Below are 20,309 nucleotides of genomic sequence, written 5' to 3'. Positions count from 1 at the left end.
TTACCCCAGCGCACGCGAAATCTGGTCGATTTGCGCGGTGGCCAGACGGCCCCCATAGGCGGATTGCAGGGTTTCGGCGGTAAACGCCTCGGCCACCGGGCCTTCGGCAACCTTACGGGTGTTGATCAGGAAGACATGATCGAAATAGTCGGTGACGGTGGCCAGATCGTGATGCACGACCACGACGGTTTTGCCCGCCTCTTTCAGCGATTTCAGCACCGCGATGATGGCCTTTTCGGTGGCCGCATCAACCCCGGCAAAGGGTTCGTCCAACAGATACAGGTCAGCGTCCTGAGCCAGCGCGCGGGCCAGAAACACGCGCTGTTGCTGCCCCCCCGAAAGCTGCCCGATCTGACGATCCGCAAAATCGCGCATGCCCACGCGGTTCAGGCAATCCATCGCCGCCGCCTTATGGCGCGCGCGGACGCGGCCCAGCAGGCCCAGCTGCCGGGACAGACCCATCAGGACCACATCAATCACGCGGGTCGGAAAGTCCCAATCAACACTGGCCCGCTGCGGCACATATGCGATCCGGGCACGCTGCGCCTCAAGCGGTTCGCCAAACACCGTTACCCGGCCCGACAAAGGGGACACGATCCCAAGCGCCGCTTTCAGCAAGGTCGATTTCCCGGCCCCGTTCGGGCCGATAATGGCTGTCATGGCCCCCGGCTGAACGGTCATGTCCACCGAAAAGACAGCCGGTTTCTGCCCGTAGGACACAGTCAGACCCCGAATGGCCAAGGGGCTGTCGCCTATGCTGTGCTCAACGACCGAGACACCCTTATCTGTGGCCAGTTCAAGCATCGCTCAGAACCCCGCCGACAATCTGCCGTTCAAACCGCGTTCCGGTACATCGGCCCCCAACGCCCCACCAATCACCGTGATGTTGTGATCCAGCATGCCGATATAGGTGCCCTCATACGTGCCCGGCTCGCCCATTGCATCCGAGTACAATTCGCCACCCACAGTCACCTCATGACCCTTGGCCGCAGCCCCTTCGATCAGCGCGCGCATCGAGCGGTCAGAGACCGAACTTTCCACAAAAACAGCGGTCAACTTGCGGTCCACCAACGTATCGACCAGTTCTCCGATCCGGTTCAAACCAGCCTCGGACTGGGTCGAGATGCCCTGAACGCCCATCACCTCGTAACCATAGGCCGCGCCGAAATAGCCAAAGGCATCATGGGCTGTGACCAGCACGCGGTTGTTTTCAGGCACGGCAGTCAAAACCTGATCAGCATAGGCTGTCAAAGCATCCAGTTCGGCTAAATGCGCGGTTGCATTAGCGGCAAAAACCTCTGCCGCTTCGGGGCGCGCCTCGGTCAGTGCTGCCTGAACCACGGTCACCACATCGCCCCAAAGGGTCGGGCTCATCCAGACATGCGGGTCGTATTTGTCGGCGTAATCGTCATGGGCGCGCAGCTTGGTCTTGTCGATGCCTTCGGCCACCGCGATCACGGTCTGTTTGCGTCCGAGATCGCCGAAAAAATCTTCCATTTGCGCTTCGAGGTAGAGACCATGCCACAGCACAAGATCGGCTCGGGTCATCGCAACGATGTCACTGCGGGTCTGGCGATAGGCATGCGGGTCGACGCCGGGACCCATCAGGCCTTTCACCTCGACCTGATCGCCGCCGACCTGTCGCACGGCATCCGCGATCATCCCGGTGGTAGCGACAACTTTCAGCGGTGCCTCCGCCCACGCGGCGAACGGCATCGATGCGGCAAAAGCCATGGCAGCAAGAAAACTGCGACGAATCATGTTCAGACCCCAGATTAGGTTCCGTGTTGAGATTGAATATGAGAACCATTCGCAACTAAGTCAACGCAATTGCGAATTATTCGCAACAAAACCTGCAATTATTTTTCCAAATGGTCAAAAAATTTGCACCCAAGCGCACCTGATACCTTCCATTTGCGGGCGTCCCGTGCGATTTTGGCGCAAACCTCCCAAAGGACGTGATGATGGATACGCAGAGCTCAGAAAGCCCCGTGCGCACCGCGCATCTGCCGCAAGTGACCGAACCCAGAAACCCCGGTATGGAGCTTGATCTGGACTGGGTCCGCGCGGTGCAGGCCAATACCTCGGCCATTGAACGGCGCGCGGCGACCCTGCCGGGTCGGCGGTCGGTGAAGAAAGAGTATCAGGCGGCGTGGCTGCTGAGGGCGATCACGATGATCGACCTGACCACCTTGTCGGGCGATGATACGGTCGGCCGCGTGCGCCGCCTGTGCGCCAAGGCGCGGCAGCCGGTTGCGTCGGCCACACTGCAGGCGCTGGACATGCCACCGATCACCACCGGGGCCGTTTGTGTCTATCACGACATGATCGACACGGCGGTTCAGGCGCTGGAAGGCACCGGTATTCCCGTCGCGGCGGTTTCTACCGGCTTTCCCGCCGGATTGTCGCCCTTCCACCTGCGCGTGGCCGAGATCGAGGAAAGCGTCAAAGCCGGGGCCGAAGAGATCGACATCGTCATTTCACGCCGTCAGGTCCTGTCGGGGGACTGGCAGGCATTGTATGATGAGATGAAGGCGTTCCGCGTGGCCTGTGGCGATGCCCATGTCAAAGCCATTCTGGCGACCGGCGAACTTGGGTCGCTGCGCAACGTCGCCCGCGCCTCGCTGGTCTGCATGATGGCGGGGGCGGATTTCATCAAGACCTCGACCGGCAAAGAAAGCGTCAACGCCACCCTGCCCGTGTCGCTGGTGATGATCCGGGCGATCCGGGATTACTATGACCGCACCGGATATCGCGTTGGCTACAAGCCTGCGGGTGGGATTTCCAAGGCCAAGGACGCGCTGGTCTACCTGTCGCTGATCAAGGATGAGCTGGGCGACCGCTGGCTGGAACCCGACCTGTTCCGCTTTGGTGCATCGTCGCTGCTGGGCGATATTGAGCGGCAGTTGGAACACTATGTGACCGGGGCTTACTCGGCTGGGTACAGACATTCCATGGGCTGAGCCCGTGGACAGGTCTGGACAGCGAGTATTTGGGAAAAGATGAAGCAATGACAGTCAAAGAGATTTTCGAGACCATGGACTACGGCCCTGCCCCAGAAAGTGCTGCCGAGGCGCTGGCCTGGCTGGTCGATCAGGGCGACAAGTTCGGTCACTATATCGATGGGGCCTTCACCAAGCCCGGCAAAGGGTTTGACAGCCGCAACCCGGCGACCGGAGAGGTGCTGGCCAAGCTGACGCAAGCCAAACAGGGTGATGTGGACGCTGCCGTTGCCGCCGCCCGCAAGGCGCAGCCGAAATGGGCGGGTCTGGGCGGCGCTGGTCGTGCACGATACCTCTATGCCATTGCGCGGCTGCTGCAGAAACATTCGCGCCTGTTTGCGGTTCTGGAGAGCATGGATAACGGCAAACCGATCCGTGAATCGCGCGACATCGACATCCCGCTGGCGCAGCGGCATTTCTATTACCACGCAGGCATGGCGCAGTTGATGGAAAGCGAATTGCCCGATGCACAGGCTTTGGGCGTGTGCGGTCAGATCATCCCGTGGAACTTCCCGCTGCTGATGCTGGCGTGGAAGATCGCGCCCGCGCTGGCGATGGGGAATACGGTGGTTCTGAAACCGGCCGAATATACCTCGCTGACCGCTTTACTGTTTGCTGACATTTGCTCGCAGGCTGGGCTGCCCAATGGTGTGGTGAATATCGTCACCGGCGATGGGGCTGTGGGTGAGATGATCGTGGCCGCAGACGTGGACAAGATCGCCTTTACCGGATCGACCTCGGTGGGGAGGCGCATTCGCGAGGCGACGGCAGGTTCCGGCAAGGAACTGACGTTGGAGCTGGGCGGCAAGTCGGCTTACGTCGTGTTCGATGACGCCGACATCGATTCCGCCATCGAAGGTCTGGTGGACGCGATCTGGTTCAATCAGGGTCAGGTCTGTTGTGCCGGCTCCCGCCTGCTGGTGCAGGAAGGCATCGCCGACCGTTTCCACGAGAAGCTACGCTCCCGCATGGACGGGTTGCGCATCGGCGATCCGCTGGACAAGTGCATCGACGTCGGCGCGGTTGTGGACCCGGTGCAGTTGCAGACCATCAAGGGCATGGTCGAAAGCAACACGGTGGGCCATGTCCATCAGGCCGCCTGTGACCTGCCTGCAAATGGCTGTTACTATCCGCCGACGCTGATTTCGGGGCTGGAGACCTCGGACCCGTTGATGCAGGAGGAGATTTTTGGCCCGGTTCTGGTGTCCTCGACCTTCCGCACGCCGGAAGAGGCGGTGGAACTGGCCAACAACACCCGCTACGGGCTGGCCGCGACAGTCTGGACCGAGAATGTGAACCTCGCGCTGGATATCGCGCCCAAGCTGGTTGCGGGTGTGGTCTGGGTGAACGCGACCAACCTGTTCGACGCTGCCGCCGGATTCGGCGGCGTGCGCGAAAGCGGCTTTGGTCGTGAAGGCGGTTGGGAAGGGCTGGCGGCCTATACCAAACCCAAGGGCAAGGCCAAGACCCTGGCCAAGGTCGAGGCGGCGACCGGCGAAGGTACTCCGGTCGATCCCATCGACCGCACCGCCAAGATGTATGTCGGTGGCAAGCAGGCGCGGCCCGACGGAGGCTATTCGAAACCCGTCTGGGGCAAATCCGGGCTGCTGGGTCATGTGGGGCTGGCTAACCGCAAGGACGTCCGCAACGCGGTTGAGGCGGCGGCGGGTGCCAAGGGCTGGTCCAAGACCACCGGCCATCTGCGGGCGCAGATCCTGTATTACATCGGCGAAAACCTCTCGGCCCGCGCTGGTGAATTCGCCGCGCGTATCGACGCCATGACCGGCAAAAAGGACGGCGCGAAAGAGGTCGACGCCTCAATCCAGCGCCTGTTCACCGCGGCCGCCTGGGCCGACAAATATGACGGTCAGGTGCATGGCGTGCCGATCCGGGGCGTTGCCATTGCGATGAAAGAACCCGTCGGCGTCATCGGTGCGCTCTGCGCGGATGAGGCACCGCTGCTGGGTCTGGTCTCGGCCATGGCCCCGGCGATTGCGATGGGCAACCGGGTGGTTCTGGCCGCGTCCGAGCCCTATCCGCTGGCGGCGACGGATTTCTATCAGATCCTCGAAACCTCGGATGTGCCCGCTGGCGTGGTGAACATCCTGACCGGCAGCCATGCGGAACTGGCGAAACCGCTTGCCGCGCACCTGAACGTGGATGCGGTCTGGTCCTTCTCGTCCACCGACCTGTCGGCCGAGATCGAGGCGGCATCAGCCGGGAACCTGAAACGCACATGGGTCAATAACGCAACGGCAGTCGATTGGGGCGTAGACCATTCCCGCCGCTTCCTGCAAGCTGCGACCGAGGTGAAGAACATCTGGGTGCCCTACGGCGAGTAGGGCTCCCGCATCACGGGAGGCCATATGGATTTTTCAGGACAAACCGTCATCGTCATCGGCGGCACCAGCGGCATCAACCGAGGCATTGCCGAGGCGTTTGCCGCCTCGGGGGCCAAGCTGGCCGTCGCCAGCCGGTCTCAGGAGAAGGTGGACGATACTGTTGCCGCATTGAAAGAGGTCGGTGCGGCGGATGCCATCGGCGCGGCCTTTGACGTGCGCGACCCGGATGCGGTGGCCGAGGGGTTGAAACAGTTCCACGAGGCGTTCGGGGATTTCGACGTTCTGGTCTCGGGCGCGGCGGGCAACTTCCCGGCGCTGGCCTCTGAAATGTCGGTCAATGCGTTCAAAACCGTGATCGATATCGACCTGATGGGCACGATCCATGTGATGAAAGGGGCCTATCCCTACCTCAAGCGCCCCGGCGCGAGCATCATCAATATCTCGGCCCCGCAATCCTATCTGCCCTATGAGGGCCAGTCGCATGTTTGCGCCGCCAAGGCAGGGGTCGATCAGATCACCCGCACCTTGTCGATGGAATGGGGGATCGAGGGCATCCGTGTGAACTCGGTTGTGCCGGGCTTTATCGAAGGCACCGAAGGCGCCAAACGCCTGACGCCATCGGACGGCGCACATGAAGAGATCCGCAAGGATGTGCCGCTGGGCCGATGGGGTCAGCCGCAGGATGTGGCCAATGCCTGCCTGTTCCTCAGCTCGGACATGGCCAGCTATATCAGCGGCACGGTTCTGGCTGTTGATGGCGCACTGTATCAGCGCGGCTCGGGCAAATTCGGGCAGATGATGGGCGACATGCTGCGTAGCATGAAAAAGGGCTGAACCCCTTACAAGACGCGCAGCAACGTCCAAAGCAACCCCGGGCACAACGCTCTTACTAAACGGAGCAGCCTCGCAGAAATCTGCGCGGGGCTTTCTGCGGTTCGCCTAATTGCTTACGCTTTTCAGAACTTGTTGATGGAACGCGCCTTGTGCATCCTCATCAGTAGGTCTTACCACCCATTCCCTATCCAATTTCAGCGCTCCTGCGGGTACGATTTGCCGCGCGATCTCGGGCGGTGTGGTGTCGTCATACGTTCCGTTCTGCCAGTCGTGAAAGGCTGAAGAGTATCGCACGACCGCCTCGCTGGTCGGCAACTCCAGCACCCCGCCCTCGGCAAAGAATACCAACCCATCGCCCATTTCTTCCCCGATGAGTTTGAGCCTGTTTCCCAAACGATGCTTTAGGATGGCAACAAACACGATCGCGGCAGAGAACGTGAATTTGTCGACAAGCACAACAACCTGCTTGCTTGCGCTTTGCGAGATTGCGTCGATCAACGGCATCGCTAGAAGAAAATTGCCGCCAGTGTTTCCGCGAACGTCAATTAAGAGTGTTTTGTTTGAGCAGGCACCTACGCGGTCCGCTGCATCTGAAATGGCTTCAGGCAGATCACGTTCGCCCGGATCAAAGAAACTTGGCAACAGAATTGAAAGCCCAAGTTCGTGCCAGTCCTTTATGCCCACAAAGGTTTCGGGTTCCCAGGCCGGATCAGCCCTGCCATGCTCGTTTCGCGGGTAGAGCGTTGATGCAGGAACCCTAGTCCCGTTCTCCAGTTTGATATCGGCTATCTGCCCGTTCTCGTCCTGCACGCGATACTCGGTCGTATCGTCCACTGAGGCAAAACCCAAGCGAGCCAGAGCGTATGGCCACGCAAGAAGGATCGATCCGATGACCCGTTTCCTTTGGCGCGTTCCCGCCAGAAAACGTTTTGAGGCGGCTTCGATTTGCCCCAAAGGTGCGCCGTTGACGGCAATCAACTCTCCTCGTGGCGCGGTTATTTCTGGTGTTGCACCAACCAAATGGTGGCCCGTCCCGACGCCTACAAACCTCAGCGGAAGCACCGAGATGCCATCGTTTGGAATCAACCGTGTGTGCCCGTTGTCGGGAAGTGCCAACAGGCGCATCGCGGAAAACAGAAAATCCTCTTTGGACCCCTCGAATACGCATCGTCGGGTGTCACTGATGCAGTTATCTATTACCGTTTGGTCGATCCGCCTAAAGCTGGGATCGGTCGGCAGGGCAGTTTCCAATATTTGCGCAAAGTCTTGCGTCAGCGACATACGTCACGGTGCGCAGAACTGATGGACGATGTCCAGACTGGGCTCTGTGCTGACACCAAGATCCAGAAGATCTGGCGGACCGCAGAGCCGCTGCCCCTTGAACAGCAACCCTTCCGGTAGGAAGCCGGGTCCGGGTCATCCCTGACTCAATTTGTGGTATCCAAACCCACTGGTTTTCCCACCACGGTGAAATGCAGGCCCTCGGGGTCCAGCAGTTCGCTGGCGACGCGGTTCACATCCTCAAGCGTCACGGCGTTTACCTTGTCGTTGCGGGTGGCGATGTAGTCGATGGGTAGGCCCTGCATCTGCATCCCGACCATGATCCCGGCGATTTGGCCATTGCCATCAAAGCGCAGCGGATAGGCGCCGGTCAGATAGGTCTTGGCGTCGTCCAGTTCCTTCTGGGTCACGCCCTCGTCCGCGGCGCGGGCCCATTCAGCGCGGATCACCTCGACCGCTTCGGCAATACGGTCATTGGCCGAAGACACCGATCCAAGATAGACCGAGGCCAGATCCTTGGGCACCAGATAGGTTGCCACCCCATAGGTCAGACCCCGCTTTTCACGCACCTCCTGCATCAGGCGGCTTTCGAAGCCGCCGCCGCCCAGAATGTGGTTCAGAATAAAGGCGGGGAAGAAATCCGGGTCGTCGCGATCCATGCCTTCATGGCCAAACAGGGCCACGGATTGCGGCGTGTCGAACTCGACCACGCTGATCCCGCCCTCGATCGTCACATCGGCCTTGCCGGGGATCGGCTTTCCGGTGTCCGGCAGATCGGCCAGCAGATTGTCCAGCAGCGCACCCAATTCCTCGGCTGTGATGTCTCCGACCGCGCCGACATACAGACGGTCCTTGGCGAAGACATTGCCATAGGCCTCGACCACATCATCACGGGTCAGGGCCGAGACGCTTTCGATGGTGCCCTTCCCTTCGGACCCATAGGGATGATCGCCATAGGCCATGGCAGAGAAATTGCGGCCCGCAATGTCATTGGGGTCGGTCGCGTCCGACCGCAGCCCCGACACAATCTGCGCTTTGACCCGATCCACCGCGTCCTGATCAAACCGGGGCTCGTGGATGGTGGTCCGCAACAGATCCGTCACCTCATCCCGGTTTTCGGTCAGAAACCGGGCCGAGATCGAAACGCTGTCATCCGAGGCGTTGTTGCTGAACGATGCGGCCAGAGCCTCCAATTCACGCGCATAGGAGCGCGAATCCATGTCTCCCGCACCTTCTTCAATCAGCCCACTCATCAGGTACACGGCCCCGCGCTTGTCGGGGTCGTCCAGCGATGTCCCGCCGCGAAAGCGCAGTTCCAGCGCTGTAAAGGGGATCGAATGATCCTCGACCAGCCAGGCAGTGATGCCCCCGGGCGAGGTGACCTCTTTGATCTCGATCTCGGCCCAGGCCGGTACAGCGAATAAAAGCGCGATCAGGGGGGCAAAAAACCGTTTCATTGCGTCACCTCATCTTCGCGCATCAGCCAGCCGGTGACCGATGCCTCGCGTTGCAACACGTCGCGCGCGGCGGCGATGATCTCATCGCCCGTCACCGCTTGCAGAATATCGGGCCAGGCCTGCACGTCCTCGACCGTCAGACCACTGGTCAGGGCCCGACCATAGCGGTTGCCGATGCCGTCCACATTGTCGCGCGCATAGATCTGGGACGCGCGCAGCTGCATCTTGATCCGGTCCAGATCCTCTTCGTTCACGCCCTCGGCGATGAAATCGGCCACGGCCTGATCCATGGCATCCTCGGCCTCTTGCAAGGACACGCCTTCGGCTGGAACCACCAGCAGATCAAAGGTCGTGTCATCCAGCGAAACCCCGCGGTAGAACGACCCGGCATAGACGGCGATCTGCTGATCCAGTTGCAGCTTTTCATTCAGGTAAGAGGTTGTGCTGCCCCCCAAGAGTTCCGCCAGCAGGAACAGGGCCGCTGCCGTTTCCTGCGCGCCCGGATCGCGTTCAGGGGCCAGATAGCTGCGCTGCACATAAGGCTGCGCCACGCGCGGGTCCTTGAAGGTCAGGCGGCGTTCGGCGGTGTGCGGTGGTTCTTGCGACCGTACCCGTTCGGGCAGGTCCGGATTGGCCGGGATCACGCCATAGTACTTTTCGGCCAGCGCCCGTACCTCATCCGAATCCACATCCCCGGTCACGACCAGAATGGCGTTGTTGGGCGCATAATGGGTTTCGTAGAAGGACAGCGCGTCCTCCATATCCAGCGTCTCCATCTCGTGTTTCCAGCCGATGATCGGTACGCCGTAGCGGTGGTTCAGGTACTGGGCCGCGTTCATCTGCTCGCCGAACAGGGCGCGCGGATTGTTCTCGGTGCGCTGGTTGCGTTCTTCCAAAATCACGTCGCGCTCGGTCAGGATGTCATTTTCCGACAGGCGGATATTGCGCATCCGGTCCGCCTCCATCCGCATCATCAGTTCAAGCCGGTCGGCGGCGACGCGCTGGAAATAGGCGGTATAGTCAAACGAGGTGAAGGCGTTGTCATTGCCGCCATTGGCCGCCACGGTGGCCGAAAACTCACCCGGGGCCAGCGTGTCCGTGCCCTTAAACAGCAGATGTTCCAGAAAATGCGCAACACCGGACGAGCCGACGGGTTCATCGGCAGACCCCGCGCGATACCAGACCATATGTTGCACGACCGGGGCGCGGTGATCTTCGATCACCACGACGTCCATGCCGTTGTCCAGCGTGAAGGTTGTAACCGCCTCTTCCTCGTCAGCAAAAAGGGGCGTCGCGGCGATCAGGGCAGCCGACAGGGCAAGGGCCCGAACCATGGGGCATCCTCCGTTTCGTTATCCGACTAAAACTACGGTGGTGCGCGGCAGGTTCAAGGGAGATGACAGAAAGTTAAGAATTATTCATCCGGCGGTGACGACGGTGTCTCAAACCCTGCGCGGCGGGCGGCTTCGGTTTCAGCCTGCGGGTTGATCGACTGCCGCTCATAGACCTGTGCGTAACGATCCACAGGGAACAGGCGCAGGCCGGTCCAACGGCCGCGGCGTTTGCGGAACGCATCATCTTCGGCCTGAACCACCTGACGCGTATCTGGCGGCACACCGTAACGGCCCGATGCAGCCACCAGCGCGGCATCAGACGAAGGAACCGCCCCGTTCGGGTTCAGCGCGCCAGCGTTTCCGCCCAGCGCCGCAACCACATCAGCCTGCGGGTTCGGATCGGTCAGGTTGCCCCCACCCGGAGTGGGCGCAGGCAGGAACGCATAATCCTGTGGCTGTGTCAGCGGTTTGACCGGCAGGACCGAGAATTCATCGGGCCCCTGCCCCGGCGGTTCCAGCGTGCGCAAACCAGAGTTCGAGCACGCCGCAACAGCGACGGCAAAGATCAAAGCAATTGGGGCGCGCGACAACCGCATCAGAGTCTCCAGCCTGTTTGGGCCGTTTTATCGCATATCCTTGGGCGCGTCACGAGGGCTTTTTTCCATCGAACAAAACCAGCCCGATCGCGCCCGCAAAGACGAAAACATCCGCCAGATTAAAGACATAGGGGTTGTTGATGCCGCAACACGACATGTTCAGGAAATCGAGAACAAAGCCATACAGCACCCGATCCACCACATTCCCCAAGGCCCCGCCGATCAACAGACCGCCGCAGATCAGCATCAGTTTCGACGGCGTGGTACGCCGCAGCCAGACAAAAACGGCAACACAAATGGCAATCGAAATGCCGATCAAAACCCAGCGCGCGGCATCGGAATCGCCCTGAAACAGGCCGAAATTGATGCCGCGGTTTTCGCCGTATTTGAACACCACCAAGGGCGGCAGCACATCGATACCGCCGGGCTGTTCCGCCACGCGCATGACACGAACGACCAGAAACTTGCTGATCTGGTCGATCGCGATGGCCAAAAACGCGGCCCAGTAGAACAGCCGATACGACATCAGTGACGGAAGTGACGCATGCCGGTGAAGACCATGGCCAGACCGGCCTCATCCGCCGCCGCGATCACCTCATCATCCCGCATCGAGCCGCCGGGTTGGATGACGCAGGTTGCACCGGCTTGCGCCGCCTCCATCAGACCGTCAGGGAAGGGGAAGAACGCATCTGAGGCCACGGCGGAGCCGATGGTCAGCGGCTGAGGCAGGCCCAGCGCGTCGGCCATGCGCTCTGCCTTCTTGGCCGCAATGAGCGCCGAGTCCACACGGCTCATCTGCCCAGCGCCCACGCCCACGGTCGCGCCGTCTTTGACATAGACGATGGCGTTGGACTTGACGTGTTTCGCCACTTTCCACGCAAACAGCAGGTCGCGCATCTGGTCCGCGGTCGGGGCTTTCTTGGTAACAACCTTCAGGTCATCCATGCCGACAAAGCCGTTGTCCTTGTCCTGCACCAGCAGGCCGCCCGCCACCTGACGCACGGTCTTGCCGCCGGTGGTCACATCCGGCAGCGCCTCGGTCGTCAGCAGGCGCAGGTTTTTCTTGGCGGCAAAGATCGCCTTGGCCTCATCCGAGGCACCGGGGGCGATCACAACCTCGGTGAAGATGCCGGTGATTTCCTGCGCGGTTTCGGCATCCAGCGGCTGGTTCAGCGCCACAATGCCACCAAAGGCCGAGGTGCGGTCGCAGTCGAACGCAGCCTTGTACGCCTCAAGCAGCGTCGCGCCCTTGGCCACGCCGCACGGGTTGGCGTGTTTGATGATGGCGCAGGCGGCACCTTGCGCTGGATCGAACTCGGCCACCAGCTCAAAGGCAGCGTCTGTGTCGTTGATGTTGTTGTAGCTCAGTTCCTTGCCCTGATGCTGCACGGCGGTCGCCACACCGGGGCGGTTCGTACCGTCGGTATAGAACGCCGCCTGCTGGTGGCTGTTCTCGCCATAGCGCAGGGTCTGTTTCAGCTCACCGGCAAAGGCGCGGCGGCGCGGAGCCTCGGCCGCCAGCGCATCGGCCATCCAGTTCGACACGGCCGCGTCATAGGCGGCGGTGCGGGCATAGGCCGTCTGCGCCAGATTTTGCCGGAAAGCGTAAGAGGTCTGACCCTCATTCACCTCCAGCTCGGCCAGCAGGGCGTCATAGTCCTGCACATCCACCACCACATTGACGAAAGCGTGGTTTTTCGACGCCGCGCGGATCATCGCCGGGCCACCGATATCGATATTCTCGATGCAGGTGTCATAGTCGGCACCTTTGGCCACGGTGGCCTCAAACGGGTAGAGGTTCACCACCAGCAGATCGATGGCACCGATACCGTGTTCATCCATCGCGGCGACGTGGCTGTCATTGTCCCGCAGCGCCAGCAGGCCCCCATGCACCATTGGGTGTAGGGTTTTCACCCGGCCATCCATCATCTCGGGGAACCCGGTGATCTCGCTCACGTCCTTCACGTCCAACCCCGCATCGCGCAGCGCCTTGGCGGTGCCGCCGGTCGATAGCAGTTCAACCCCGCGCTCGGCCAGTGCCTTTCCCAGATCAATCAGACCGGTCTTGTCGGATACGGAAAGCAGCGCGCGGCGCACGGGGTGAAGGTCGGTCATGGGTCCAAAGGTCCTTTTGGCGTCAGTCAAACTCGGGCTCGTCCCGGTGAATGTCGCGCACGGCATAGGCAGTATCCTGCGCCTTGCTCAACATCCACTGGATGCGCGTCGCATACTCCATTGCGCGGCCAGATAGAACGATCTGTTTTGTCGCGCGTGGCTTCAGGCGGCCTTTTTCAAGGTAAACGCTTGGCTCGACAGACAATTTTCCAACGCCATCGTGGCGGAACACCCAGATCTCACCGCTTTTGAGCGCCATCGACACCGCCGCACCGCCCAGATCAATGGCCGCATCGACGTCCGGGTGCAGGTGAAAACGGATGTCAAACCCGATACCCGAAAGGCCGGATGCGTCCAGCGCCCTGTCAAACTGCCGCTTGGCTTTGTCGGTTGCGGTCAGCAGAATATCTTCGCCAGTCAGTTCTCGCCCGTCAAAACGCAGCTCGTATGTGCGGGCATGGGTCAGACCGAAGGTTTTGGCATAGCCGTCATGCCCGGCCATAAAGCGAATACCTTCGAATGCGTCTTCGAACTCAACCGGAACCTCGCGTGGGGCGTCCACCAGCGCCTGATGCTCGCTATCTGGTGTCGGCTTGGCCAATCTTGCGCTGGAATAACCGTCCAGACACAGCGTCGAATGGGACGGGGTCGCCCGACCCGCCCGCCGCCAGTCCAGCCCGAAACTGGCCCCGGACCCGCAATTCACGATCAAAGGGCGACGGCCCGAGGTCACCTCAAACGCCAGTGTCGAGGCATGGGCGTTCAGTGACGCGGCCCCTGTCGGCGGAGAGCTTGCATCGACAATCACAGTCGTCCGCGCGGCGGACAGCCTTGCATAGCCCATCGGCAATTCGGTCGCGGCCTTATGCTTGACCCCGCTTTGCGCCAGCGCCTGTTCCAGCCGACCTTCGACCCCACGCCCGCCGCCGTGGAACCGGGCCAGCGCCCCGTCCGCGTGGCGCAAGCTGCGCAGCGTGGGGGCGATCCGCTTGATGGCATTGGCCTGCGCCACCGGCGTGCCCCGCCCCACATCGTTCAGCGCGGCCGAGGTCCAGCTGAGCAGAGTGAACACCTCAAGCAATTCCTCCGGGTTGCGGGTGGGAATGCCGCCCTGGGCGTCCACCTGACGTTCACATTCGCGGGCCAAAGCACGCAGGGCCGGATCGGCCATTGCCTCAAGCCCTTCCAGCGCCAGTCCGGATTGCACCAGACCGGCCAGCGCCTCGAACCGTGGCAGGCCCGGCGTGGCGGCCTGCCAGCGTTTCGACAGGAACCAGGTTTGTTGCGCAAGGGATCGGAAGAACAGCTTGCTGTGCTTGTCATCAACGCCGCGTAACAGAAAGATCGCGTGGTTGATCCAGCGCATGACCCGCCGCCCGGTCAGGTCCGGCACCCATCCCGGACCATGGCCACGCCCATGCGCCTCGATCCAGCCCCAGACCCAGCGCTGCGCCTTTTCCCGCGCCCGCATGTCACCGACAGCAGCCAGATCGTCCAGCCATGCAAAACCGTGGCGCTCATCGTCAAATCCCACGCTGGGGGCTGCGACCTCCCACAAGCCGGTATCCTGTGCCTCGACCAGATAACCGGCGAACAGCAGGTTCCCGGCGACCAGTTGGCGGCCTCGGGCGAAGGACCCGACAGTGCGTGGTTCGGGCTGCGATACAAACCCCGTGACCGCCTTTTGCCGCTGGCTCAGGCGCGCGTAAAAACGGTTCTGAAACCGCATCCACCGGCTGGTCATGGTGTCCGTTTCTGACATGACGCGTGTTTCTCTGCCCCTTGCGCTCTGCTGGCGCTTGAGACCCAACGATAGACCGTGCCGATCGTCAAGTCATCGAAAAGCGTGTGCTCAGGCGGATTTGGTGAGGCAGGCGATATAGAACCCGTCCATACCACCAAGATCAGGCCAGTAATCGGGGCGCAGACGCAGGCCACCTTCTTCGGTGATCCAGTCCGGCTCGACCCCGTCGATGTTCAGCGCGTCGCGGTTTACGGACATGTCCGGGAACATATCCCGCGCCTCTTCGACCTGCACCTCGCCTTCGTCGGGCAGCAGCGAACAGGTGCAATAGACCAGCCGCCCGCCGGGTTTCAGCAGGGTCCAGGCATGAGCCAGCATCCGGGCCTGCAATTCGATCAGCCCTCCGAACTCGGAACCGTCCTTGGCAAAGGGCAGGTCGGGGTGGCGGCGGATGGTGCCGGTGGCGGAGCAGGGCGCGTCCAGCAGGATGGCGTCATATTGCCCCTGATGATCCAGCGCGTCGCCTGCGATGACATTTGCCTTCAGGCCGGTCCGCGCAAGGTTTTCGCGGACGCGTTCCAGCCGTCCTTCCGAGATATCCAGTGCCGTGACCTCGGCCCCTGCAGCGGCCAGTTGCTGCGTCTTGCCGCCCGGTGCGGCGCAGAGGTCCAGAATTTTCTCACCGGCATTGGGTGCCAGAACACGCACCGGCAAGGCCGCCGCTGCATCCTGAACCCACCAATCGCCCGTGTCGAACCCCGGCAGGGCCGACACCTGCCCCGCAACCCGCACTCGCATCGACCCCGTTGGCAGAGCGTCACCGGGTCCGCTCGCACCGGGTTTCAGCGACAAGTCCAAAGGCGCACCGGCGAAATGGGCCTGCTCCATGCCCGCGACGGCCTCGGCCCCCCAGGCCATAACCAGCGGGTCGCGCAGCCATTCGGGCAAACGCGGCACCCGCATCTTCGGCCAGGCCTCCGGGCCTTCGGCGGCGACTTTGCGCAGCACGGCGTTCACCAGCCCCTTGAGACGCCCGTGCTTGCGCGACCGGCCGACAATCTCGACCATCGAGTTCACAACACCATGCGCGGCCTCGCCGTGACACAGCTCGACCGCGCCCAAACGCAGGGCATTGTGCACCGTCAGGGCCGGGGTCCGGTTCAGGTGATTGTCCAGCAGCCGGTCCGCACGCTCCAACCCGCGCAGGGTTTCCAGCGTCAGGCGCTGCGCCCGCGCGCGATCTTCGGGGTCCAGCCGATCCAGCGCACCTGCGGCCAGACATTCGGACAACAGCCGCCCCTCTCCCAGAATCTGATCCAGCAGATAGATCGCGCTGCGTCGCGCTGCCGTTGCGTTATCGGACATGGAACCGCCTTTGATGTGACCCTCGCCCGCATTGCCAAGGGCGGACGGGGGCGTATATCAAGCCCCTGCACGGAAAGGAACCCGATGTCATGAGTGACGACCGCACAGACCTGCCCCCCGCCGCCCAGCGCGCATTGGCCGAGGCCGAGGAACGCCGCAAACAGGCCGAGGCAAAAGAGATGCCCAAGGAATTGGGCGGGCGCGACGGCCCCGACCCGGCCCGCTATGGCGATTGGGAGAAAAAGGGCATCGCCATCGATTTCTAGGCGCTCAACCCCGCAGCGCCTGAAGAAAATCACCAATCAGGGCGCGTTGTTTTTTCGATTTGGCCCGGTCCTCGGGCCATGTCAGCCAATAACCATCCTTGGTCTGCAATTCGGGCAGGTCCAGCCTGCGCAACCGTCCCGCCTGCAAATCCGCCTGCGCCAGAGGCACCGAGCCCAGCACCACACCCATCCCCTGACGGGCCGCTGACAGGGCATGTTCCATCGAATCAAAACTGACCTGAGACGGAGGCAATTCCGCCTGCCCCGTCTTCCGCGCCCAGTCCCGCCAACCGGGCCGTTCGCCGCGCAGATCAATCAGCGGCGCGCCCCAGCCAATACCGGGCGCGGCCATCGGCACCAGCACCTCGGGCGCGATCAATTCGGCATCCCGCCCCGGCCACGCCCCTCGGCCATAGCGGATTTGCAGCCATGTCCGTTCCTCATCCAGCGAGGATCGCCGCGCCACGGAATCGGTCATCACCCGCACCTTGGGCCGCATATCCTGAAACTGAGGTAGCGCAGGCAAGACCAGCGCATGAATGTTCGAGGCCAGCCCGGCCACCCGCAATTCGCGCGGAGATTTGCCGAACAGATCCTCGGTATTGCGTTCCAGCGCCTGCAAACTGTCCTGCACCAGCGGCAGATAGCTTTCGCCCTCCACCGTCAGCGACACACCCCGCGCCTCGCGCACAAACAGGGTCCGGCCCAACCAGGCCTCAAGATTGCCGATCCGCTGGCTGACTGCCGCCTGAGTCAGTCCGAATTCTTTCGCCGCCGCCGAGAAGCCGCCCAGCCGACCGGCGGCCTCGAACACGCGCAGCCAGTCCAGCGGGGGTAATCCGATCTTTTTCTTAGCCATAAGTTTTTCCAAGCCTCAGCCGAAAGAAGGATTAATTGTCGTAATGCCACGAGGCGCGTATTTCCTCAACCAAAGCCCGCGCTGAACAGGAGATCCCCCATGCTGCGCAATGCCACCCATGACACCTCGGTCGTGACTGTCGCGTTCGCCACCGGCACCACGGCCCGTTTCCACGCCATCTGGCTGCGCGACAACGCGTTGGACTCTGAGACCCGCGCGCCCGGTAACGGCCAGCGCCTGATTACCATCGGTGATATTCCTGCCGACATATCGGTCAGCGCAGCACAGGTTGTGAACGGCGATCTGACCGTGACGTTCCAGCCCGAAGGCAAAACCGTCACCTTCCCCGCCACCTGGCTGGCCGACCACAGCTATGACCGCGCCCATGCGCAGGACATCGGCCGCACCGCCCCCGGCATCACCACCTGGGAACGCGGCATTGCCGCGCCCAGCGGCGACTGGGATCAGGTCCACGCCAACCCGGCCGCCAAACGGGATTGGCTGGCTGCCGTCGCCGAATACGGCTTCGCCAAGCTGACCAGCGGCCCGACCAAACCGGAATCGCTGCTGAAAGTGGCCGATCTTTTCGGCTATGTGCGCGAGACCAACTATGGCCCCTATTTCGAGGTCCGGACTGAGGTGAACCCGACCAACCTCGCCTATACCGGGCTGGGTTTGCAGGCGCATACCGACAACCCATACCGCGACCCGGTGCCGACGCTGCAAATACTCTATTGTCTTGAGAACTCAGCCGAAGGTGGCGATTCCATCGTCGTCGACGGCTTCCGCGCCGCCGAAAAGCTGCGTGAACAGAACCCCGAAGGCTTTGCCTTGCTGGCAGGCTACCCCGCCCGGTTCGAATACAAAGGTTCGGACGGCGTCTGCCTGCGCTCGCGCCGCCCGATGATCGAGTTGTCGCCGGACGGAGAACTGATCGTCATCCGCTTCAACAACCGCTCATCTGCCCCGTTCGTGGACATCCCGTTCGACCAGATGGAGGCCTATTACGCCGCCTATCGCCAATTGGGCGAGATCATCGACGATCCGGCCATGGGCGTGTCGTTCAAGCTGGAACCGGGCGAAAGCTTTATCGTCGATAACACCCGCGTCCTGCACGCGCGTCTGGGCTATTCCGGCACAGGCTCGCGCTGGTTGCAGGGCTGCTACGCCGACAAGGACGGGTTGCTGTCCACACTGGCAGCGATGGAGATGGCACAGCCGGAGGCCGCGGAATGAAACCGGATTTTTCGACCCTGAACCGGGACAATATCGTGGCCTTCATCGGTGACATCTTCGAGCGTCGCGGTGGTGAGGAATATCTGGGCGAACCCGTCACCATGGCCGAACACATGCTGCAAGGTGCCACCATCGCCGAGCAGAACGGCCAGCCCGAGGAAATCATCGTCGGCGCGCTGCTGCATGATATTGGTCATTTCACCTCGGAATTCGGCACCTATCACCCCGACGACACCGAAGACCGCCATCACGAGGACGCGGGGGCCGAGGTGCTGGAGCAGTTCTTCCCCTCGGTCATCACCGATTGCTGTCGCTATCACGTGGCGGCCAAACGCTATCTCTGCGCCACCAAACCCGAATATTTCAACCGCCTGTCTGCCGCCTCGGTCCATACGCTGGAATTGCAGGGCGGCCCGATGAGCGCCGAGGAAGTCGCCGCATTCGAGGCCAACCCGAACCTGAAGGAAATCATTCAGGTGCGCTATCTGGACGAGGCCGGCAAACGCGCCGATATGGAAACGCCCGATTTCGCCCATTTCGCGCCGATGGTGCAGCGGATGGTCGACAGGCATCTGGGGTCGGCATGAGCGCGCCGGAATATATTTTCGAGGCCAGTTCCAAACCCTCGTTGCCGTGGCATGAGGTGCCGCTAATCCGCGCGACGGATGAGACGGTCAAAGGATATGGCTGTCTGGTCGATGACCCCGACACGTTCGAAATCGAGATCACCCGCTGGCCGCAGCAAGGCTGGCGGCCCATCGACGAGGGCACCGGTGACGAAGGCGGCTGGGTCGAGGGCACCTTTCGCGGCGACTGGCAGGGCGATGTACTGTACGGCGAAAACGAGGCGGTGAACGGTCACTATGTCCTCGGCTGGTCCGCCGATCCGCAACAGGCACAGTCAGACCGCCAAACCGTGCCCCGCGATCAGGTCTTGCTGTGGCATATGAACTATCATCCCGATGGCGGGCAGATGTTCTGGCCGCTGGACAACAAACCCTTCATCGTCCCCGCCGCCCTGCCCGGAGACAACCTGACGCCCGACAAGGTGGTGGCGTTCTGGTGCGACGGCTCGCGCGGGCTCTATATCCACCCCGGCATCTGGCACGAGGGGATTTTCCCGGTCGAAGACCACCAGCGGTTCCTCGACCGACAGGGACGGGTTCATGCCCGCGTCAGTGCAGATATCGGGAAAGAGTTCGGCGTCTATCTGGCCTGCCCCTTGCGGGCGGGTAAGATCAGGGATGTGTGACCAGCACTCCTTCATGGCCCGAACGCTTACGCATGATCCATATCTGAACGATCAGCAGATAGGGTACAAAGAACGCAAAGTTCTGCACCAGATCGAAAGGGCCCGAGAAATCGGGCTCTGACCCAATCCCTCCGGTCAGCAGATACCAAAGCGTATAATGCACCCGGTAGAGCCACGACCCCAGCGCCAGCCAGAACAGTCGTAATCCCCAGGCCCAATGGCCCGCGCGATCCCGAATGATCGCCATGCGCGCCAACATCAGCGCCGAGGTAAACAGGCACAGGCCGTACAAGAAAAAGCCCGCGGACATATCCGGGCCGCCGATTGTTCCGCGCAAGGGGATATAGGTCATCCCGGCCAGCCCGGTGATCAGAGCCAGCGCAATCAGCATCGTCCCCAATGCACGGTGAAACCCATTGAACCTCTGCCGAAGGGGGCGGATCAATTGCAAGGGCACCAGCGTCACCAACACCGTTCCGGCAAAGATATGCAGAATCATCGCCGCGTTTCCGACGCTCTGACCGTCCGCAAACAAATAGCTTTGCGCGGGCGCATTGTGCGACAGCCCAAGGCCGATCATTCCGAACCCATGCACCACAAACGGCAGCAGCGTCAGATAGAACACT

General features: G+C 61.9%; 19 protein-coding genes. 7 read left to right on the top strand and 12 right to left on the bottom strand.

The annotated features are described in order from the left end of the window. Together ACR0KJ_RS10240 and ACR0KJ_RS10235 are read right to left on the bottom strand one after the other, a co-directional pair. Positions 1 to 804: a metal ABC transporter ATP-binding protein gene (locus ACR0KJ_RS10240; RefSeq protein ID WP_170623189.1), complete on the bottom strand. Its 804-nt coding sequence runs from the start codon at positions 802 to 804 to the stop codon at positions 1 to 3. A gap of 3 nt (positions 805 to 807) precedes the next feature. Continuing rightward, a complete protein-coding gene (locus tag ACR0KJ_RS10235) occupies positions 808 to 1,761 on the bottom strand; it encodes a metal ABC transporter solute-binding protein, Zn/Mn family (protein WP_170453652.1) in 954 nt (317 codons plus the stop codon). Between the two features lie 203 nt (positions 1,762 to 1,964). Here ACR0KJ_RS10235 and deoC point away from each other — a divergent pair, with 203 nt between their 5' ends. Genes deoC through ACR0KJ_RS10220 form a run of 3 tightly spaced genes read left to right on the top strand, consistent with a single transcriptional unit; the run spans position 1,965 to position 6,178 of the window. Next, on the top strand, positions 1,965 to 2,963 hold the full coding sequence (gene deoC / locus ACR0KJ_RS10230) for a deoxyribose-phosphate aldolase (protein ID WP_480626596.1): 999 nt from the start codon (positions 1,965 to 1,967) through the stop codon (positions 2,961 to 2,963). 47 nt (positions 2,964 to 3,010) lie between these two features. Then, on the top strand, positions 3,011 to 5,344 hold the full coding sequence (locus ACR0KJ_RS10225; RefSeq protein WP_480626595.1) for an aldehyde dehydrogenase family protein: 2,334 nt from the start codon (positions 3,011 to 3,013) through the stop codon (positions 5,342 to 5,344). A 24-nt stretch (positions 5,345 to 5,368) separates the two neighbouring features. Continuing rightward, positions 5,369 to 6,178: an SDR family oxidoreductase gene (locus ACR0KJ_RS10220; protein WP_170521336.1), complete on the top strand. Its 810-nt coding sequence runs from the start codon at positions 5,369 to 5,371 to the stop codon at positions 6,176 to 6,178. Positions 6,179 to 6,283: 105 nt separating this feature from the next. Here ACR0KJ_RS10220 and ACR0KJ_RS10215 read toward each other — a convergent pair whose 3' ends face one another. The 8 genes from ACR0KJ_RS10215 to ACR0KJ_RS10180 form a co-directional block, all read right to left on the bottom strand. Then, complete coding sequence (locus ACR0KJ_RS10215) at positions 6,284 to 7,459, bottom strand: S41 family peptidase (RefSeq protein ID WP_480626594.1); 1,176 nt, start codon at positions 7,457 to 7,459, stop codon at positions 6,284 to 6,286. 146 nt (positions 7,460 to 7,605) lie between these two features. After that, the gene (locus ACR0KJ_RS10210) at positions 7,606 to 8,916 is read right to left on the bottom strand and encodes a M16 family metallopeptidase (protein WP_480626593.1); all 1,311 of its coding nucleotides are present in this window, start codon (positions 8,914 to 8,916) and stop codon (positions 7,606 to 7,608) included. Continuing rightward, on the bottom strand, positions 8,913 to 10,250 hold the full coding sequence (locus ACR0KJ_RS10205; protein ID WP_480626592.1) for a M16 family metallopeptidase: 1,338 nt from the start codon (positions 10,248 to 10,250) through the stop codon (positions 8,913 to 8,915). Before ACR0KJ_RS10205 ends, ACR0KJ_RS10210 begins: the two co-directional genes overlap by 4 nt. Before the next feature lie 80 nt (positions 10,251 to 10,330). After that, on the bottom strand, positions 10,331 to 10,846 hold the full coding sequence (locus tag ACR0KJ_RS10200; RefSeq protein WP_170453645.1) for a DUF3035 domain-containing protein: 516 nt from the start codon (positions 10,844 to 10,846) through the stop codon (positions 10,331 to 10,333). Between the two features lie 49 nt (positions 10,847 to 10,895). Continuing rightward, positions 10,896 to 11,372, bottom strand: a complete 477-nt coding sequence (lspA, locus tag ACR0KJ_RS10195; RefSeq protein WP_170453644.1) for a signal peptidase II — start codon at positions 11,370 to 11,372, stop codon at positions 10,896 to 10,898. Further along, positions 11,372 to 12,961 carry a bifunctional phosphoribosylaminoimidazolecarboxamide formyltransferase/IMP cyclohydrolase gene (purH, locus tag ACR0KJ_RS10190; protein WP_480626591.1) on the bottom strand — a complete coding sequence of 530 codons (1,590 nt, stop codon included), beginning with the start codon at positions 12,959 to 12,961 and terminating at the stop codon, positions 11,372 to 11,374. The genes lspA and purH overlap by 1 nt, the downstream gene beginning before the upstream one ends. Before the next feature lie 22 nt (positions 12,962 to 12,983). Further along, a complete protein-coding gene (locus tag ACR0KJ_RS10185) occupies positions 12,984 to 14,723 on the bottom strand; it encodes a heparinase II/III domain-containing protein (RefSeq protein ID WP_170623209.1) in 1,740 nt (579 codons plus the stop codon). Positions 14,724 to 14,813: 90 nt separating this feature from the next. Next, a complete protein-coding gene (locus ACR0KJ_RS10180; protein WP_480626590.1) occupies positions 14,814 to 16,070 on the bottom strand; it encodes an RsmB/NOP family class I SAM-dependent RNA methyltransferase in 1,257 nt (418 codons plus the stop codon). An 89-nt stretch (positions 16,071 to 16,159) separates the two neighbouring features. On the opposite strand from ACR0KJ_RS10180, the gene ACR0KJ_RS10175 reads away from it, so the two are divergent. Next, positions 16,160 to 16,336, top strand: a complete 177-nt coding sequence (locus ACR0KJ_RS10175; protein WP_170623213.1) for a DUF1674 domain-containing protein — start codon at positions 16,160 to 16,162, stop codon at positions 16,334 to 16,336. A 4-nt stretch (positions 16,337 to 16,340) separates the two neighbouring features. Here the strand turns inward: ACR0KJ_RS10175 and ACR0KJ_RS10170 are convergent, their stop codons facing one another. Beyond that, a complete protein-coding gene (locus tag ACR0KJ_RS10170; protein ID WP_170623215.1) occupies positions 16,341 to 17,195 on the bottom strand; it encodes a LysR family transcriptional regulator in 855 nt (284 codons plus the stop codon). 99 nt (positions 17,196 to 17,294) lie between these two features. Here ACR0KJ_RS10170 and tmpA point away from each other — a divergent pair, with 99 nt between their 5' ends. The 3 genes from tmpA to ACR0KJ_RS10155 are packed head-to-tail and all read left to right on the top strand — an operon-like array spanning position 17,295 to position 19,683. Further along, the gene (tmpA, locus tag ACR0KJ_RS10165) at positions 17,295 to 18,431 is read left to right on the top strand and encodes a 2-trimethylaminoethylphosphonate dioxygenase (RefSeq protein WP_480626589.1); all 1,137 of its coding nucleotides are present in this window, start codon (positions 17,295 to 17,297) and stop codon (positions 18,429 to 18,431) included. Further along, positions 18,428 to 19,018 (top strand): (R)-1-hydroxy-2-trimethylaminoethylphosphonate oxygenase, encoded by a 591-nt coding sequence (gene tmpB / locus ACR0KJ_RS10160; protein WP_480626588.1) that lies wholly within the window; start codon positions 18,428 to 18,430, stop codon positions 19,016 to 19,018. Before tmpA ends, tmpB begins: the two co-directional genes overlap by 4 nt. Further along, positions 19,015 to 19,683 (top strand): ureidoglycolate lyase, encoded by a 669-nt coding sequence (locus tag ACR0KJ_RS10155; RefSeq protein ID WP_480626587.1) that lies wholly within the window; start codon positions 19,015 to 19,017, stop codon positions 19,681 to 19,683. Before tmpB ends, ACR0KJ_RS10155 begins: the two co-directional genes overlap by 4 nt. On the opposite strand, the gene ACR0KJ_RS10150 is transcribed toward ACR0KJ_RS10155, so the two are convergent. Next, a complete protein-coding gene (locus ACR0KJ_RS10150) occupies positions 19,670 to 20,308 on the bottom strand; it encodes a DUF2306 domain-containing protein (protein WP_480583918.1) in 639 nt (212 codons plus the stop codon). The two genes, ACR0KJ_RS10155 and ACR0KJ_RS10150, sit on opposite strands and share 14 nt — an antisense overlap. Position 20,309 lies beyond the last annotated feature (1 nt).

The sequence above is a fragment of the Ruegeria sp. AD6 genome (assembly GCF_056542325.1).
This window is presented reverse-complemented; position numbering and strand designations above follow the sequence as displayed.

Bases quoted from the DNA above. Each gene is read 5' to 3' on its own strand.
- ACR0KJ_RS10215 (WP_480626594.1), bottom strand. From the start codon at position 7,459: ATGTCGCTGACGCAAGACTTTGCGCAAATATTGGAAACTGCCCTGCCG.
- purH (WP_480626591.1), bottom strand. From the start codon at position 12,961: ATGACCGACCTTCACCCCGTGCGCCGCGCGCTGCTTTCCGTATCCGAC.
- ACR0KJ_RS10240 (WP_170623189.1), bottom strand. From the start codon at position 804: ATGCTTGAACTGGCCACAGATAAGGGTGTCTCGGTCGTTGAGCACAGC.
- ACR0KJ_RS10180 (WP_480626590.1), bottom strand. From the start codon at position 16,070: ATGTCCGATAACGCAACGGCAGCGCGACGCAGCGCGATCTATCTGCTG.
- ACR0KJ_RS10220 (WP_170521336.1), top strand. From the start codon at position 5,369: ATGGATTTTTCAGGACAAACCGTCATCGTCATCGGCGGCACCAGCGGC.
- ACR0KJ_RS10210 (WP_480626593.1), bottom strand. From the start codon at position 8,916: ATGAAACGGTTTTTTGCCCCCCTGATCGCGCTTTTATTCGCTGTACCG.
- lspA (WP_170453644.1), bottom strand. From the start codon at position 11,372: ATGTCGTATCGGCTGTTCTACTGGGCCGCGTTTTTGGCCATCGCGATC.
- ACR0KJ_RS10175 (WP_170623213.1), top strand. From the start codon at position 16,160: ATGAGTGACGACCGCACAGACCTGCCCCCCGCCGCCCAGCGCGCATTG.
- ACR0KJ_RS10225 (WP_480626595.1), top strand. From the start codon at position 3,011: ATGACAGTCAAAGAGATTTTCGAGACCATGGACTACGGCCCTGCCCCA.
- ACR0KJ_RS10200 (WP_170453645.1), bottom strand. From the start codon at position 10,846: ATGCGGTTGTCGCGCGCCCCAATTGCTTTGATCTTTGCCGTCGCTGTT.
- tmpB (WP_480626588.1), top strand. From the start codon at position 18,428: ATGAAACCGGATTTTTCGACCCTGAACCGGGACAATATCGTGGCCTTC.
- ACR0KJ_RS10235 (WP_170453652.1), bottom strand. From the start codon at position 1,761: ATGATTCGTCGCAGTTTTCTTGCTGCCATGGCTTTTGCCGCATCGATG.
- tmpA (WP_480626589.1), top strand. From the start codon at position 17,295: ATGCTGCGCAATGCCACCCATGACACCTCGGTCGTGACTGTCGCGTTC.
- ACR0KJ_RS10205 (WP_480626592.1), bottom strand. From the start codon at position 10,250: ATGGTTCGGGCCCTTGCCCTGTCGGCTGCCCTGATCGCCGCGACGCCC.
- ACR0KJ_RS10155 (WP_480626587.1), top strand. From the start codon at position 19,015: ATGAGCGCGCCGGAATATATTTTCGAGGCCAGTTCCAAACCCTCGTTG.
- deoC (WP_480626596.1), top strand. From the start codon at position 1,965: ATGGATACGCAGAGCTCAGAAAGCCCCGTGCGCACCGCGCATCTGCCG.
- ACR0KJ_RS10185 (WP_170623209.1), bottom strand. From the start codon at position 14,723: ATGTCAGAAACGGACACCATGACCAGCCGGTGGATGCGGTTTCAGAAC.
- ACR0KJ_RS10170 (WP_170623215.1), bottom strand. From the start codon at position 17,195: ATGGCTAAGAAAAAGATCGGATTACCCCCGCTGGACTGGCTGCGCGTG.